This is a genomic window from Shewanella sp. SM32 (genome assembly GCF_025654235.1).
Taxonomy (GTDB): domain Bacteria; phylum Pseudomonadota; class Gammaproteobacteria; order Enterobacterales; family Shewanellaceae; genus Shewanella; species Shewanella oncorhynchi.
The window spans coordinates 1-14,777 of record NZ_JAKKRO010000026.1 but is presented as its reverse complement, the minus strand read 5'-3'; the positions used below and the strand labels follow the sequence as shown (position 1 = coordinate 14,777).

The following is a 14,777-nucleotide window of genomic DNA, read 5'->3' as shown; positions in this document are numbered from 1 at the left end:
TCACTTACCTTATTTAATTTATCGCTTTTTTATCCAGAGGCAGTTATGTCGCAACGGCAGAATAAGCCGGAAATATTGCATACCGAAGTTGTCGCGAGAAGCCGATTATTTCAAATTGAGCAAGTGCATCTTAAGTTCTCCAATGGTGTAGAGCGCCAATATGAGCGCATGAAAGGCGGTAGTCGTGGCGCTGTGATGATAGTGCCTATTCATCAAGGGAAAATGCTACTGGCACGCGAATATGCTGCAGGAACTGATAATTACGAACTCGGTTTCCCAAAAGGTTTGATCGATCCCGGTGAGACAGCAATAGAAGCTGCTAATCGTGAATTACAGGAAGAAATTGGCTTTGGAGCGAATAAGCTCACCTTACTGAAAGAACTCAGCCTAGCTCCGGGTTATTTCTCTAGTAAGATGCAAATTTTTCTTGCAGAAGATCTGTATGAGAGTCGCCTTGAAGGTGATGAGCCCGAGCCAATTGATGTGGTGCCTTGGGCGCTCGCCGATTGGGAAGCCTTGCTCGATGATGTCGATTTTTCTGAATCCCGTAGTGTGAGTGCGTTGTTTTTGGCGCAAAAATATTTATACCTAAACATCCAGAAGATGCAGGGTTTAAAGGGCATTTAACGCACTGAAACTCGTATATTCAGGTAGCTTGGGTATATAACTTAAATAATCTTTTTCCTTTTAAGCGTTCAGAGTTTGCACGCTTGCAAAACATTCGCTCAGCAGGCGATTGGAGTTGTTATGAAGCCAGAAGAGTTGATCGACGAAGTTATTGCGATTGCGACCGATGCAGGGATAACTATCCGTGACATTTATCTCAAAGGTAATTTTGAGCGAGAAATGAAGTCTGACAATACCCCTGTCACTTCCGCAGATTTAGCGGCGAACAAGATCATTTGTGACCGATTAACCGCCTTAACGCCTGATATTCCAGTGTTATCTGAAGAAGCCGCTGACATTCCGTTGAGTGTGCGTGAATCTTGGAAGCGCTATTGGTTGGTGGATCCGCTCGATGGTACGGGGGAGTTTATCGCCGGCAGTGGTGATTTTTCAGTCATTATTGCGCTGGTGGAACACAATCGTCCCGTGATGGGCGTAGTTTATGTGCCTATGACGCAAGTGTGTTATTACGCTATTGCTGGTTTAGGGGCGTACAAACGCACGGATAAACAAGAAGTGCGTATTAGCAGTCGCCAAATTGAGCACCGTGAAAAGGTATCCCTAAGATTGGCCGTAAGTCGCCGTCAGGACCCCCAATCTGTGTTGACCCTATTCAACCATCCCAAACACTGCGAGTTAGTCGTGATGGGGGGCGCAGCGTTGAAGAGCTGTCTTGTCGCGGAAGGTCGTGCTGATTGTTATGTACGAGTCGGACCAACGGGTGAATGGGACACGGGAGCTGCGCAAATTATCGTCGAGGAAGCGGGTGGACAGCTGATGGATACTGAGCTGCAACCGTTAACCTACAATGAGCGCGAGAGCTTAGAGAACCCTAATTTCATCGTAGTTGGCGCACCCAACTTAGAGTGGGATAAGATTTTAATAGGTGAATGATTTTCAAATGCAGTCTATACGTCCGGTATTAAAGTCAGAGTTATTCGCGGTTTATCAGCTCGAACAGGCCATTTTTGGTGAGCACAGCTATCCTGATTTCTTCTTCCGTCAGGGATTTGATTGTTGGCCAGAGCAATTTTTAGTGGCCGTGGATGCAGATAATCAGCTACAAGGCTATTTGCTCAGTGCCCAGAGTAGCGATCCTAACTGCATGTGGATATTATCTGTCGCAGTGAGTGAAAATGCTCGCGGGAAGGGATTCGGCAAGCGTTTGATGCAACAATGTTTAGCCGAGTTGCCCGTGTCAGTTGAGCGGGTGTGTTTAACCGTTGATCCGAGTAACCCTGCCCATGGCTTATATCTGCATGTAGGTTTCATTGATTCAACTTTTGAAGCCGATTATTTTGGCGATGGCGCAGATAGGGTTGTGATGACTTATCGCAGGCCTTAAATCGCGCGCTTATCTTTGAACCAAAGATTATCCTCAAATAAAAATCACCTTTGAATTAAGAATGATTTTTAAATCAAAATAATGGACGGTGTGCTGACTGAGCGCGCCGTTTTTTATGCTCTTTTAGGTGATGTCATCCCACTGATCCCGTTAGGCTTGCTGAGGGAATCTAATTCGAGTGCCTATCTTTATCCATCATCTTCAATAATATCCTTCATTATTTACCCTCTTCTGTACGTAAAACAAACTTATTTTGAACGTTGTTTTTTATTTTAACTACTGTTAGTCTCTTGCTATTCAACAGGGGATGAGACCTATGGCCAGACGAAAAGAACACAGCCATGATGAAATTCGCGCGATGGCAATACAAGCAGCAACGGAGTTACTGATAGATCAAGGTGCCATAGGGCTCAGCTTACGCAAAGTGGCCAGCCAAATTGGTTATGTCCCTAGTACCTTGATCAATATTTTCGGCAGCTACAACTATTTATTACTGGCGGTTTCTGAGTCAACGCTTAGGACTTTGCACGACCGATTGACGGGTGTTCGTGCGGCCGACAGTTTAGGTAAAATTATTGCAATGGCGTGGGAGTATAGTCAATTCGCCCATGAGCAGCGCCAAGCTTTTAAGTTGGTTTTTGAGCTGCAATTACTCGATTCTGAACCCTTGCCTGAATCGCAAGGGCAATTGATTGCGGGGTTATTTACTCTGATTGAGCGTGAATTGGCGCAACTATTTCCCGAGGTTACGCAGACGCAGCATCTCAGTATGAGCCGGGTATTATGGGGGGGAATTCATGGGCTGACCTCTCTGTCACTCGATAATAAGCTCTTCGCTGAGTCGTTATCACTGCGGGATTTACTCGAGAGTCACGTACAAGCGTATTTACAAGGAATGGGTTACCAGAAGGAACTATCATGCTGCTAACAAAACGTTTTTTACCCTATTTTGCGACTCAGTGCTTAGGCGCATTGAATGACAACATCTATAAAAATGTGTTGCTGCTATTAGTGACCTTTAGCCAAGTGAAAGACCTACCCATAAGCGTCGATATGTTTGTGAACTTGGCGGCTGGGGTGTTCATTTTACCATTTTTCCTCTTTTCGGCCCATGCGGGTGTGGTCGCCGATAATATGGATAAGGCTAAACTCATTCGCCGATTGAAACTACTCGAAGTCATCATCATGTTTAGCGCTGCGATTGCGATTCTGAGTGAGAGCTACATGATGATGTTATTACTGTTATTTTTAACGGGTAGCCAGTCTGCATACTTCGGTCCGGTTAAATATTCCTTGTTGCCCCAAGCGTTGAAAGAGGACGAGTTAGTCACAGGCAACGCTTGGGTTGAAATGGGCACTTTTCTCTCTATTCTGGTGGGCACTTTGAGTGCGGGGATCTTGGTTTCTGATGAAAACGGTACGCTTTGGTCGGCGATTACTGTTGCTGTATTAGCCTTTGCAGGATATTTATCGAGCCGAGCGATTCCTGCATTACCCCCGCAGGGCGTCATCGAAAAAATACGTTTCAGGCCGTTATCGGGCACTTGGCGTAGCATCAAAAAAGCCCGTCAAACGCCTTCAATCTGGATGGCTATCCTCGCTATCAGTTGGTTTTGGTTTTTAGGCGCGACCTATCTGACTCAGTTTCCTAACTTTGCTAAGCTGCATTTGCATTCTGGTGCGACTGTGGTGTCATTATTATTAGGTATGTTTTCCATCGGGATTGCCGTTGGCTCCTTCGTTTGTGAACGTTTCTCCTACGGCCATGTGGAACTCGGTTTGCTGCCATTTGGGGTATTGGGATTAACTATCTTTGGTGTCGATTTGCTTTGGGCTATTCCACTTGCGCCCGTAGATGCTGGTTTTGTCTATGGATTAAAAGCCTTTATTGGCGAGTCCCAACATTATCGGGTGATGCTGGATTTCTTTATGATCGGCGTTAGCGGTGGCTTGTTTATCGTCCCCCTGTATGCGTTTATTCAATCTCGTTCGCCTAAGGGTGAATGTGCTCAGGCGATTGCCGCCAATAACATTATGAACTCATTGTTTATGGTGGTTTCGGCACTGTTATCTATGCTGTTGCTGGGCGTTGCAGGTTGGACTATTCCACAGTTATTCCTGTTGCTTGCCGTGATGAATGCTGTCGTCGCGCTCTATGTTTATTCACAAGTACCAGAATTTACACAACGATTTATCAGTTACTTACTTAGCCATGTTATGTATCGAGTGACAGTCACAGGCCGAGAGAAAATTCCAAAGGAAGGGGCTGGCATCATAGTCTGTAACCATGTGAGTTATGTGGATGCATTGATTATTATGGGAGCGTCGACACGGCCAATCCGCTTTGTGATGGATAAATCCATCAGCGAAATTCCTCTATTGAAGTATTTGTTCCGCCATGCAGGTGTGATCCCTATCTGTTCGCCTAAGCAAAGTGAAGAGACCTATAACCGTGCCTTCGAGGCGATTCATGACGCGCTCGCCAATGACGAGTTGGTATGTATTTTCCCTGAGGGTCGGCTCACACCTGACGGTGAACTTGGCGATTTTCGTCCTGGAATTGATAAGATTTTGGCCAGAGATCCAGTGCCAGTCATTCCTATGGCACTGCACGGATTATGGGGTTCTTACTTTAGTCACAAGGGCGGACATGCCTTGGCTAAAATGCCCAAGCGTTTTTGGTCAAGGGTGTCGGTGGATTTAACGGATGCCGTCGATGGTAAGCTTGCGAATAAGGAATCTTTGAGAGTCCAAGTGGCGAGCCTGCTGGGCAAGTCTTAAATTCGTTAAGGTATGAAATAAAGTGAAGTGATAACCGCGGATCTAATGTTCGCGGTTATCTCATTTATGCGTGGGCAATTTATTGAGTTTGATAACTATCCAACCACTCATGCATCGCTTGATGTGAGCCTTTAAAAAGAACACGTTCAGACTTTTTCTGTAATTGGTATTGATACATAGGATCGTAATACTTGTGCAATAACAGGTTTATCCAGACTAAGTGCAGCGAAGTGTCATTCTGGTTAATTTGCTGATCGAGGGCTTGTTGCATCAAATCTTGCAGTTCTTGATGTTGTTTTCCGCCTAAACGTTTGCGAATACTCACTAAACTCTGTAATAGATATTCACTGAAAGCCGCAAAACCTGCTTCCGGTCCTAGGCGCTCACAGAACCCACTATACATTTTATGCACATACTCATAGCGTAAGCGTTCGAGCCTCGCATCGTCCGACTCTTCTAGCACTAAAACATTAGCGGCTTGCATGGCATTGTAAAATGTCTGCGGCAGTGCCGAGCGCCCAATCAGGAAGCTTTCATCTTCGAGCAGTAAACACGCCGCGCCACTTGTTTGGTGCTGTAGCAAGGCAATGGCGAGTTGATTTTCAAAGTTAATCTGCGTTGGCTGTGGGCCGATATTCTTTCCAAAACTAGAGCCTCTGTGATTAGCTATTCCTTCAAGATCAACCGCTTCTTTACGCTGTAGTAGAAAATCGGTTTTACCGCAGCCCGTCATCCCGCTCAAACTCAATAACGGTTGCTGAGTCGGTGTCGTTTCAATCACGCCAATCAGATATTGGCGCATGGCCTTATAGCCACCCTGAATATAAGGGACTTCTACACCCGCTTCTTTGAGCCATTGTTGAGTGAGTTGCGAGCGCAGGCCGCCGCGAAAGCAATAAAGGTAAGCATTAGGATTGGCTTTAACATAGCTAGCCCAAGCCTCGATTCTCTGTTGCTTGATGGGACCATTCACTAGTGAATGACCTAATGCAATCGCGGCTTGCTGGCCAAATTGCTTATAACAAGTACCGACTTTTTCCCTTTCACTATCCAGCATCAAGGGCAAGTTGGTCGAGTTGGGAAACGCACCTCGAGTAAACTCTATGGGCGCTCGCACATCCATCATCGGATGTTGATTGAGAAAGATCTCCCTATATTGCTCTGCGGCTACAATAGCGCTTGGCATCAGCTCAACACCACATTCGCTGCAGTGGTCGGTGTTTCTAGTGACCCAATGCAGATTGGGGTTATGTGGTTCGCATCGAGTAGGGCAATTAATTCCGCTTCAGCTGCGGCCGAGACGGCAACTAACAGACCACCGCTGGTTTGCGGATCGCACAGTATCGCTTTTTGATGCTCGCTGAGTTCAGGGAGATTCTCGCCATAACTGTCGTAATTACGGTGAGTTCCGCCAGGAACACAACCTAAGGCCAAATAATCTAAGGCGCGTGGTAACAATGGCACTGCATCAAATTTAAGCTTCGCAGTGAGGTTGGCGCCTTGGCACATTTCGAGTAAGTGTCCTGCCAGTCCAAAACCAGTGACATCGGTCAGGGCATTTACACCGCTAATTTTTGCAATGGTCGCGCCTATAGTATTGAGTTGACACATAGCATTGACCGCAATGAGGCTATCTTCATCGCGGAGTTTTTTCTGTTTTTGCGCTGTGGTTAAAATACCAATGCCGATAGGTTTAGTGAGATATAAACGATCGCCGGCTTTAGCGGTATCATTCTGTTTTAAATCACTTAAGGCAATTTGTCCGGTAACCGCGAGGCCAAAAATAGGTTCGGGTGCGTCTATGCTATGACCACCGGCTAGCATGATCCCCGCTTCCATGCAGGCTTGTCTGCCGCCATCGACCACTTGCTGTGCGATTTCTGCGGGTAGTTTATTGATTGGCCAACCTAAAATTGCAATCGCCATAATAGGCTTGCCACCCATGGCATAAATATCACTGATCGCATTGGTCGCTGCGATACGACCGAAGGTGAATGGATCGTCAACAATTGGCATAAAAAAATCGGTAGTGCTAATGATGCCTATGTCATCATTGAGTTTGTACACTGCAGCATCGTCGCGGCTCTGATTGCCAACCAGCAGATTTGGATCGGTAAATACAGGTAATTGCGAGGCTAAGATAGTGCTGAGCACTTTAGGGGATATTTTGCAGCCACAACCTGCGCCATGACTATATTCTGTTAGCTTGATTGATTCTGGGAGTGTAACTGGGGAATCTGACATGATCTCAACAGCCTATTTAAGTGATTAAGGCATCATCATAATCAGATACGGCCACCATGCAAGGTGGCCGTATGACTTTCGGGCAGAATTGTGGCTTAGCTATAAGTTGCGGTCAGGCTGCGCCAATGTTTTTGCTGGACTAAGAAACGCGCCTTTAGCTCTTCAACTTGTTGCAATAGTTGCTGATCGACAAGTTGTTTACGCTTGGCCTCAAGCAAGGTTTTCTGTGCTTGATAGTAATCCATTAAGTGCAGCTTTAATAACTCATACTCTGCTTGGATTTTTTCAATAATTTCATCAGCATTAGGTAGGTTATTAACCTTCCGCTTGGTACGTAATAACTGCATCTGTAAGCGTGCGCTCTCGATACGTTCCTGTGGACTCGTACGCAAATCCTTAGCTAATCCCAACCAAGATAATGACTTAATCAACCATTTGGTTGGATCGTAGTGCCACCATTTAATGCCATTACGATAGTCATTTTCGAAAATATGATGGAAATTATGATAACCCTCACCGTAGGTCAACATGGCCAAGAAGCCATTATCGCGGGCGGTATTCTTATCGGTATAAGGCTGACTGCCCCACACGTGGGCTAAAGAGTTGATAAAGAAAGTGCAGTGATGCACCACCACTAAACGCAGTAAACCCGCCATCAATAACATAGACAGCACGTCACCATTGAGCCAACCAAGCATTACTGGCAGTCCAATGTTCATCAGCAACACGAGTGTGAGGTAATGTTTGTGTTGCCACATGACAATGCGGTCATTTTGCAGATCACGCACATTTTGATAATCGTGATAGCGTTGCGACTGATACTCACGCAGCATCCAACCGATATGGCTGTACCAGAATCCCATTTTGGCTGAGTACGGGTCCTTGTCGTTATCATCTACGTGCTTGTGGTGGACTCTGTGATCAGATGCCCAGTGCAATGCACTGTTTTGTAATGCTAAAGCACCACCAAGGGCATATATAAAACGCACCGCCGGATGGGCTTTATAGGCCTTGTGTGACCAGAGTCTGTGATAACCCGCGGTGATTGACAGGCCACTGGCAAAGGCTAAAACAATAAAAGCGATCCATTCACTGGCACCATAGCCATGAACAATACCGCGCCATGGAACTAAAATTACCGCACTGAGGAAAGTGATGGCAAACAGACTGACATTAAGCCAGATGATAGGGGGTTTTTTCATTATAGGTTTCCAAAATTCGCTTTTGAGCGTACATCTGTAAGCTAATTTAGCTTAGCTATATTGTTTGGTCAAGGACGATGGGGCTGTGTTTAATGCCTAAAAGCGGTATTATCGCGTTATTACATTCAGTTAGCGGATTTAAGAATGGGTATTCGAGCACAGCAAAAAGAGAAAACTCGCAGAGCTTTAGTCGATGCGGCCTTTAATCAGCTAAGTGCTGAGCGCAGTTTCTCAAGTCTGAGTTTGCGAGAGGTTGCTCGGGAAGCTAATATCGCGCCGACATCTTTTTATCGCCATTTTAAAGATATGAACGAACTTGGTCTTACTATGGTGGATGAGGGCGGGTTAACCCTAAGGCAGATGATGCGTAAAGGCCGTCAGCGAGCTGAAGTGGGTGGCAGTGTGATCCGTATCTCCGTTGATACCTTTATGGAAGTGCTTGATTCTAATCCAAACGTATTCCGTATTTTATTGCATGAACGCTCTGGAACCTCGGCTGCATTCCGTGCGGCAGTTGCCCGCGAAATTGAGCATTTTATTTCTGAATTGGCTCATTATACCGAAGCCAAAGCGGGGCGAACCCCCTTGCTAGCTCGTGCACAGGCTGAAGCGTTAGTGACACTGGTGTTTAATGCCGGCGCTTCCGCATTAGATATGAAACGGGCTGACCGCAAAATTCTTGCCGATCAATTAGTCATGCAATTGCGCATGGTCGCCAAAGGCGCCGAGGCTTTGCAGCATAAGGTTGAACACCGCTAATCTGAGTGAGATGCAGATTTACTAAAATAATGGAGCCTAAGGCTCCATTATTTTTAGCGAATTTACGTTTAAGTGTTATGCAGTCGAGCTCAGTGTATCTGAAGTGATTAACGACGCTCGAGTAGTACACCCGTTTCCATGTGATCTGTGTAAAAGATTTCCAATCTACGTGTGTCCATGCAAGTCCATCGATGTTTCATATCAAATTGATTCTATAAGATTTTATTTTTATTGTTGTCCATGAGTATCTCTGGGGATACAATAAAAACTCACCCGTCACCGTACCCCCAGCCGTACCCAGAATTGTTGAGGTTTACTCATGACCACAAAGCGAATTAGCAGCAATGCCACATTACAAGCATTGAGTCCGCAAGATAAAGAGTACCTAATCCCAGATAAAAAAATTGAGGGGCTCAACATCCGCGTCCGCCCAACTGGCACTATGACTTGGGTATTTCGATTTCAAGTTGGTAAGAAGCACGAAAAAATCTCAATGGGCCGATACGACAAGTCGAGACCCGAAACCGGGATGACATTAGAGCAGGCAAGAAAAGAGGCCGGGCGTTTCCGTAGTTGGCTAGAAAATAACAAGAATCCTAAGCAAGAATTGTTAAGAGAGCATCGTGAGCAAGAGGAAGCGAAAACATTTGATAATGCTTTTGTGAGTTTTGATGAGAAGCAGCTTTCAAAGCAATTGCGGGGTTCTCAGGCAAGAGCCATCTATTTGCGCGACATAAAGCCGTATCTTGGCAACATTAAATTAGCTGATTTGAGAATGAATGATCTCAATAAAGTGTTTGATGCTAAGGTGGATAAAAATGGTCGGAGGATGGCTGGCGCCATAGGGGTGTGTCACAAGATCATCAATCAGGTTATCAAGCATGCCTTGGCGTTGAATATGATCGATACGCATCCTGCTCCGCTATTGAGGGCGAGAGATGTGGGTGGCGGGACGAAAATCACCAGGCGAAATCTAAGCTTCTCCGAGCTGAAAATATTGCTAACAAGTTTGCCTTCTTGGCGAACGGATGCTACCAATATTCGGCTATTAAATTTCTTACTTGGGTGTGGACAAAGGATCAGTGCGGTACTTGAAATGCGCTGGAGTGAAATTGATTTTGATAAGCAGCTTTGGCTGCTGCCTGCGAGTTCAGAAGATCGGCACACTAAGAGCCAAGACAGTCGCCAAGTGCCACTAAGCGACTACCTTGTTAAACAGCTGCTAGAGCAACGTGAGAGTGTCCCTAGTCATTGGAAATTGGTATGGCCTCAGGTTGGCTTAGATAAAGTACAAGAGCCCTCTGCGATTCGCTCTCATATCAAACGCAACCTGCCGTCAAATCTTGAACATTTCTCGCCTCATGACTTACGCCGTACTTTTATCAGTCGATGCAGTGAAATGGGACTAGATATAGTGGCAATTGAAAAGACGGTTGGTCATCAGCTTCCTGGGATGCTGCGAGTCTATAATCATCATGATTACCTGAATGAGCAATTATCAGTATTACAAGCTTGGGGAGAGAAGCTCGAAACACTGATGATTGAGAATGTCGTACCTTTATCACCACAGAAACTTGCTTAAAATATCAACTAAAAAGAGGAGGGTATTTATAAGCAAGCATGATTATTTCGATGAGCGAAGGGAAGCATTAGAGAAATTGTCGCAATATTTGAAATTGATAATAAACACCTCATGCTGAAATAATAACTATTTAGCTCTAGCTCAGTTAAAAGCTTTTAACTGAGCTAGAGCTAAAGCTAAAGCTAAAGCTAAAGCTAAAGCTAAAGCTAAAGCTAAAGCTAAAGCTAAAGCTAAAGCTAAAGCTAAAGTCAACAGTCCGATTTAAATACCGGTATGCCTCTAACAAGAGCTTTGTCGATCATTTTATTCAAATGGTCACTTATTCGTCATTGTAGAACCAGTAAATTATTAGTTTACTTACCGAGATGTCCATAAGTATCAGATCACATCTCCAGCCTTTCTTACTTTTGCTCCTGAGTTAATAATCTTCGTAATTTTGGAGTCAGCCAAAAAAACCTCGCTGAATTGGGCTTTGTTTTCCCTTATAAATCCTCTAAGAGCATTGTAGGTTCGCAGACGGTAAGCCCCGAGTTCTGGCAGTGAGGCTTTCATGTTGAAATTGTGCTTTTTGATAATGGATTCCACTTCACTGAATATTATAGGGACAGTTTGCTCTATGTGAGCTGGCTCGGTCTCAATAAGGGTGGGCGGAATACGGTTCACCTCCTCTTTCAGCAGCCGGTCGATAAGTTTATTAGTCACTTCGATGCTGTCTCCTAGGACAAAGAAGAGATCCCAAGCGAAGCGTTCCAGCTGGCGAAAGTTTCCCGGCCAAGGGGAATGTAATATTTTTTCCATGACTCCCTCTTCGTAAACCGTGAAAAGCTGTGACAAAAGCTGTTTCGCCTTTCCATTGCTGGTAAATACAGGCAAATCTAAGGATTTCCATCGGTAGAGCGTCAGAATGTGGGTTAACAACTCTAGAGCATTGTCTTTTGCAAAAAGCTCGTTGAGTGATTTGAATTTCACAACGTCACGAATACGATGAAACAAATCGCGACGTAACCGACCTTCTGCCAGTAGGAGCTCGACGGGTTCATTGACAGCGAGTACCACTTTGACATCGTATTTTTTCTTAGTCGCATCATCACCTACTTTACTAATCCAGACGTCATTACTAATGGCAGACAGTAAATCCAACAACTGTGTTTGTGAGGCCAGACTTGCGCTTTGTAGTTCATCGAGGAAAAGCACGCCGTTATGTGATTCTTCAAAAAATCCTTTTTTGTTGGTTGCTCCGGTAAATGCACCGCTTGTCGATCCTCGCATACGGGTTTCCAGCAATGTTTCACTGACGGCGGCAAGGTTAATCTCAACCATTGTCTTACCCATTTTCGTGGCGAGATGTTTTGCCGCCGCACTTTTACCAGTCCCAGTATCTCCTTCAATAAGTAGAGGGCCAGGCTTGATGTGAATGCCCGTATCCTCATCCATTCGCAGCTGTGAATTCCTAGCAAAGAGCGAGGCCAGCACGTTTCGGAAGATTGAATCGCCAGCAGCGGCCTTATGCCCAGATTTTGCCAACGCGATGGAGGTGTTTCCTGAACTAAGCAAAACCGAAAGCGAACCGATAAACTCATTACGCTTATCAACTTGGTACAACGCTGAGCCTGACGGGGCACTATCTGGTAGCAAAAAAACGGTTTTGCGCATCACAATAGCTCGCGCTCGGTTGATAAAATCGCGGTCATTACCCAGATCGTATCGGTCTATTATCCCTACAGCTTTGAAAATATTACTCTCATTTTGCAAGACTAGACTTGGTCCCTTATCTGCAATTAGCTCAACCCACTGCATAAATTCCGGATATTTTTTCACCAAAACTAGGATGTTTTCCTGTTTCACGAGCAACTCCAGCGCCAGCCTCCATTCGTTCAGCACGGCCTGAGAAATCATATCGGTAATATCTGAGGTAAACGAAATTGTCTGCTCGCAGGACAATTCTGTACTGACCTGATGCCAATAAAATGCTAAATCGGCTGGAGATTTTTCTTCGCTAAAATTGATCACACGGAAATTCATAATGTCGAAATCATTATTAAGTGAAACACTTAGCGATGTTTTCATTACTAAAACAAAAAGTCAACATTGAGCGATGAATATATAAAACATTGTTTTATATGTATTAAAAAATATTTTTAAAGTTGGCACATACTTCGCAATAGTCATATCAGTCTTCTATATAGGAGCGAGAGCCATGACTACTTCTAAAATTAACCAAAGAGAAATCAACATGACTATCCAAATTGCTAGTCCAGACCAAATCAGTAAACTGTTAGCCTTTATTGGCGTAAAAGCCAAAGGGACACAATTTGAAGTCGCGGCCAGCTTGCTGCAAAGCGTTGAAAACGAACTGCATGACTTCTGCAAAGCACGCCGTATTACGGTTCAGTTTGAAGACCCATCGACCGATCGTATAATTTACTTTTGTACCACTGGGGTGGTAACTGGCACGGTGATGGGCGCGATTTTAGGCGGTGTGCTCGGCGCGTTAACAGGGGCAGTGCTAGGGACTGCGGCTGGGGCAGCCTTAGCGCAGATACGTATTACTGTCACCCCGGTAGCCGATAGCGGCAACCTTGTTCTGACGTTAGTCTAACTTATTACAGTAAACGCAGGTGCAGCGGCACAACGCAGCACCTGCTCAAAAGGAAATAAATAATGACCAAACCTCTTTCACTCGTTGATGTTTTACAACGATCCCTAGCGCAGAAAAAAGAAGACATTACTCCACTGCTTAAATACCTTGGCACCACCCAGGAGGAACTAAAGCTACAGATGGAGCGCAGCAGTACCCATTCAGATGCGCAAAAAATTGCCGATTACCTGTGCAAAATGGGCAGCAACGATATCGCCAGAATATTTCGCAGCGGTAAAGGCGTTGAGTATAAAGAAATCGTCTGCGATGTTGGTGAAAAGCTCAAGGTTCAAGGGATCAGTGAAAACAATTCGGTAGAGAAAAACGAAGAATTAATTATTCAGCATATGTTTTCTGATGCACTGAAGAAAATGAGCGATGAAGAACGCAGCGCGCTGATGCGTTCTATGAATCTTTCAGAAAAAGATCAGGGAGCAATACTGGCGGGCACATTATTGGCTTCGCAGGTGATGCTTAACCAATTTGGTGGCTTCGCGGTGTATCGGATGACCGTCATTCTGGCCAACATGCTGGCCCGCTCACTTCTGGGTAATGGCCTCAACTTTGCAGCAAATGCAGCGCTGGTAAGAGGGGTCGGGGCATTTCTAGGGCCAATTGGTTGGATTGTTTCCGGCACATGGCTGGCGGTAGAAATTGCTGGCCCAGCTTTTCGAAAAACAGTCCCGGCGATCATACACATTGCAATGTTGCGTCAAAACGTATTGAAACGCCTGACCATCAGCGTAGTGGGAGATGGTTCCGTAGGCAAAGACGCGCTATTAAAAAGTGTATTCGGTGTCGATACTGGCAATATCAATCCTATTGCTGGCTCAACAGCCGATACGAAAGTTTATGACCTTGGGCATACTGGCACCATTAAACTGATTAACTTCCCTGGATTTCACGACGTTCGTTCCGAGGTCAATGACCTAGTGAATGACAACATTAAGCATACCGATCTGTTCCTGCTGGTGGTCGATGTCTGCCGTGGAGTATCGGGTCACGAAGTGGAGACATTGGAAAAATTAAAGGCGGAGGGTAAACCTGTGTTGGTCTGCCTAAATAAGGTAGATATGCTGCGCCCGGATCAGAAAGAGAAAATGCTTGAGGTAGCCAAAATACGCTTGGATAACCCCGATGTGATTGAAACCGTGTTTGACCCAGACCCGCGCTGGCCACAAGATGGCCCAATTGGTACGCAGGCCGTGTTTAACTGGGTAGTGAGTCAGTTAGAAGCTAAGGGTAAAGAGACCGAACACTTAAAAGCCGAACAAAAATAACGGCGAGAAAATAAAACCTGGGGCATGCCTAATGCCGATCAGTTAAGACAGATCGCTTGACGATCTCGCTGAAAAGATCAAAATCCGATGACCTCATGTCATCGGATTTTTTATGCAACTCTCAGAAGCACTCGCCCGTACTCATATTACCCGCCTAACCGAATTCACCTGCTTAGCAGATGTGTTAGAACCTGAGTTAATTCAATCTTGTCTAGACTCTCAGGGCGTTGCGACGTTAAGACGGCGTAAATTGCCGATGGACGCGATGATTTGGGCCGCG

General features: G+C 45.3%; 14 protein-coding genes. 10 read left to right on the top strand and 4 right to left on the bottom strand.

Annotation, left to right across the window (positions count from 1 at the left end; translation table 11 throughout):
* Window positions 1–45: 45 nt before the first annotated feature.
* From nudE to L5M10_RS12210, 5 genes are all read left to right on the top strand, one after another.
* The gene (gene nudE, locus L5M10_RS12230) at window positions 46–627 is read left to right on the top strand and encodes an ADP compounds hydrolase NudE (RefSeq protein ID WP_131525220.1); all 582 of its coding nucleotides are present in this window, start codon (window positions 46–48) and stop codon (window positions 625–627) included.
* 120 nt (window positions 628–747) lie between these two features.
* On the top strand, window positions 748–1,560 hold the full coding sequence (cysQ, locus tag L5M10_RS12225) for a 3'(2'),5'-bisphosphate nucleotidase CysQ (protein ID WP_011848162.1): 813 nt from the start codon (window positions 748–750) through the stop codon (window positions 1,558–1,560).
* 7 nt (window positions 1,561–1,567) lie between these two features.
* Window positions 1,568–2,011, top strand: a complete 444-nt coding sequence (locus L5M10_RS12220; RefSeq protein WP_263185003.1) for a GNAT family N-acetyltransferase — start codon at window positions 1,568–1,570, stop codon at window positions 2,009–2,011.
* A gap of 316 nt (window positions 2,012–2,327) precedes the next feature.
* Window positions 2,328–2,939 carry a TetR/AcrR family transcriptional regulator gene (locus L5M10_RS12215; protein WP_263255324.1) on the top strand — a complete coding sequence of 204 codons (612 nt, stop codon included), beginning with the start codon at window positions 2,328–2,330 and terminating at the stop codon, window positions 2,937–2,939.
* Window positions 2,930–4,792 carry an MFS transporter gene (locus L5M10_RS12210; RefSeq protein WP_263255323.1) on the top strand — a complete coding sequence of 621 codons (1,863 nt, stop codon included), beginning with the start codon at window positions 2,930–2,932 and terminating at the stop codon, window positions 4,790–4,792. Before L5M10_RS12215 ends, L5M10_RS12210 begins: the two co-directional genes overlap by 10 nt.
* Before the next feature lie 79 nt (window positions 4,793–4,871).
* Here the strand turns inward: L5M10_RS12210 and mnmH are convergent, their stop codons facing one another.
* From mnmH to L5M10_RS12195, 3 genes are all read right to left on the bottom strand, one after another.
* Complete coding sequence (mnmH, locus tag L5M10_RS12205) at window positions 4,872–5,978, bottom strand: tRNA 2-selenouridine(34) synthase MnmH (RefSeq protein ID WP_263237077.1); 1,107 nt, start codon at window positions 5,976–5,978, stop codon at window positions 4,872–4,874.
* Entirely contained in the window at window positions 5,978–7,036 is a 1,059-nt protein-coding gene (selD, locus tag L5M10_RS12200; RefSeq protein WP_263255322.1) for a selenide, water dikinase SelD, read from the bottom strand. The genes mnmH and selD overlap by 1 nt, the downstream gene beginning before the upstream one ends.
* Before the next feature lie 95 nt (window positions 7,037–7,131).
* Complete coding sequence (locus L5M10_RS12195) at window positions 7,132–8,238, bottom strand: acyl-CoA desaturase (RefSeq protein ID WP_173242614.1); 1,107 nt, start codon at window positions 8,236–8,238, stop codon at window positions 7,132–7,134.
* A gap of 144 nt (window positions 8,239–8,382) precedes the next feature.
* On the opposite strand from L5M10_RS12195, the gene fabR reads away from it, so the two are divergent.
* Both fabR and L5M10_RS12185 read left to right on the top strand, forming a co-directional pair.
* Window positions 8,383–8,997 (top strand): HTH-type transcriptional repressor FabR, encoded by a 615-nt coding sequence (gene fabR, locus L5M10_RS12190; protein ID WP_105251021.1) that lies wholly within the window; start codon window positions 8,383–8,385, stop codon window positions 8,995–8,997.
* Window positions 8,998–9,316: 319 nt separating this feature from the next.
* Window positions 9,317–10,579 carry a tyrosine-type recombinase/integrase gene (locus tag L5M10_RS12185; protein ID WP_263197490.1) on the top strand — a complete coding sequence of 421 codons (1,263 nt, stop codon included), beginning with the start codon at window positions 9,317–9,319 and terminating at the stop codon, window positions 10,577–10,579.
* A 378-nt stretch (window positions 10,580–10,957) separates the two neighbouring features.
* Here the strand turns inward: L5M10_RS12185 and L5M10_RS12180 are convergent, their stop codons facing one another.
* A complete protein-coding gene (locus L5M10_RS12180; protein WP_099457742.1) occupies window positions 10,958–12,646 on the bottom strand; it encodes a sigma 54-interacting transcriptional regulator in 1,689 nt (562 codons plus the stop codon).
* 130 nt (window positions 12,647–12,776) lie between these two features.
* On the opposite strand from L5M10_RS12180, the gene L5M10_RS12175 reads away from it, so the two are divergent.
* From L5M10_RS12175 to L5M10_RS12165, 3 genes are all read left to right on the top strand, one after another.
* Window positions 12,777–13,178, top strand: coding sequence for a hypothetical protein (locus L5M10_RS12175; RefSeq protein ID WP_263197493.1), 402 nt, complete (start codon window positions 12,777–12,779; stop codon window positions 13,176–13,178).
* Between the two features lie 62 nt (window positions 13,179–13,240).
* Window positions 13,241–14,497, top strand: a complete 1,257-nt coding sequence (locus L5M10_RS12170; protein WP_263197495.1) for a GTPase — start codon at window positions 13,241–13,243, stop codon at window positions 14,495–14,497.
* Window positions 14,498–14,609: 112 nt separating this feature from the next.
* On the top strand, window positions 14,610–14,777 hold a 168-nt coding region (locus L5M10_RS12165; protein WP_263255355.1), incomplete at its 3' end, for a transposase domain-containing protein.

What these genes read in the sequence shown, in the direction of transcription:
- nudE (WP_131525220.1), top strand. Translation starts at nt 46, where the DNA reads ATGTCGCAACGGCAGAATAAGCCGGAAATATTGCATACCGAAGTTGTC.
- cysQ (WP_011848162.1), top strand. Translation starts at nt 748, where the DNA reads ATGAAGCCAGAAGAGTTGATCGACGAAGTTATTGCGATTGCGACCGAT.
- L5M10_RS12220 (WP_263185003.1), top strand. Translation starts at nt 1,568, where the DNA reads ATGCAGTCTATACGTCCGGTATTAAAGTCAGAGTTATTCGCGGTTTAT.
- L5M10_RS12215 (WP_263255324.1), top strand. Translation starts at nt 2,328, where the DNA reads ATGGCCAGACGAAAAGAACACAGCCATGATGAAATTCGCGCGATGGCA.
- L5M10_RS12210 (WP_263255323.1), top strand. Translation starts at nt 2,930, where the DNA reads ATGCTGCTAACAAAACGTTTTTTACCCTATTTTGCGACTCAGTGCTTA.
- mnmH (WP_263237077.1), bottom strand. Translation starts at nt 5,978, where the DNA reads ATGCCAAGCGCTATTGTAGCCGCAGAGCAATATAGGGAGATCTTTCTC.
- selD (WP_263255322.1), bottom strand. Translation starts at nt 7,036, where the DNA reads ATGTCAGATTCCCCAGTTACACTCCCAGAATCAATCAAGCTAACAGAA.
- L5M10_RS12195 (WP_173242614.1), bottom strand. Translation starts at nt 8,238, where the DNA reads ATGAAAAAACCCCCTATCATCTGGCTTAATGTCAGTCTGTTTGCCATC.
- fabR (WP_105251021.1), top strand. Translation starts at nt 8,383, where the DNA reads ATGGGTATTCGAGCACAGCAAAAAGAGAAAACTCGCAGAGCTTTAGTC.
- L5M10_RS12185 (WP_263197490.1), top strand. Translation starts at nt 9,317, where the DNA reads ATGACCACAAAGCGAATTAGCAGCAATGCCACATTACAAGCATTGAGT.
- L5M10_RS12180 (WP_099457742.1), bottom strand. Translation starts at nt 12,646, where the DNA reads ATGAAAACATCGCTAAGTGTTTCACTTAATAATGATTTCGACATTATG.
- L5M10_RS12175 (WP_263197493.1), top strand. Translation starts at nt 12,777, where the DNA reads ATGACTACTTCTAAAATTAACCAAAGAGAAATCAACATGACTATCCAA.
- L5M10_RS12170 (WP_263197495.1), top strand. Translation starts at nt 13,241, where the DNA reads ATGACCAAACCTCTTTCACTCGTTGATGTTTTACAACGATCCCTAGCG.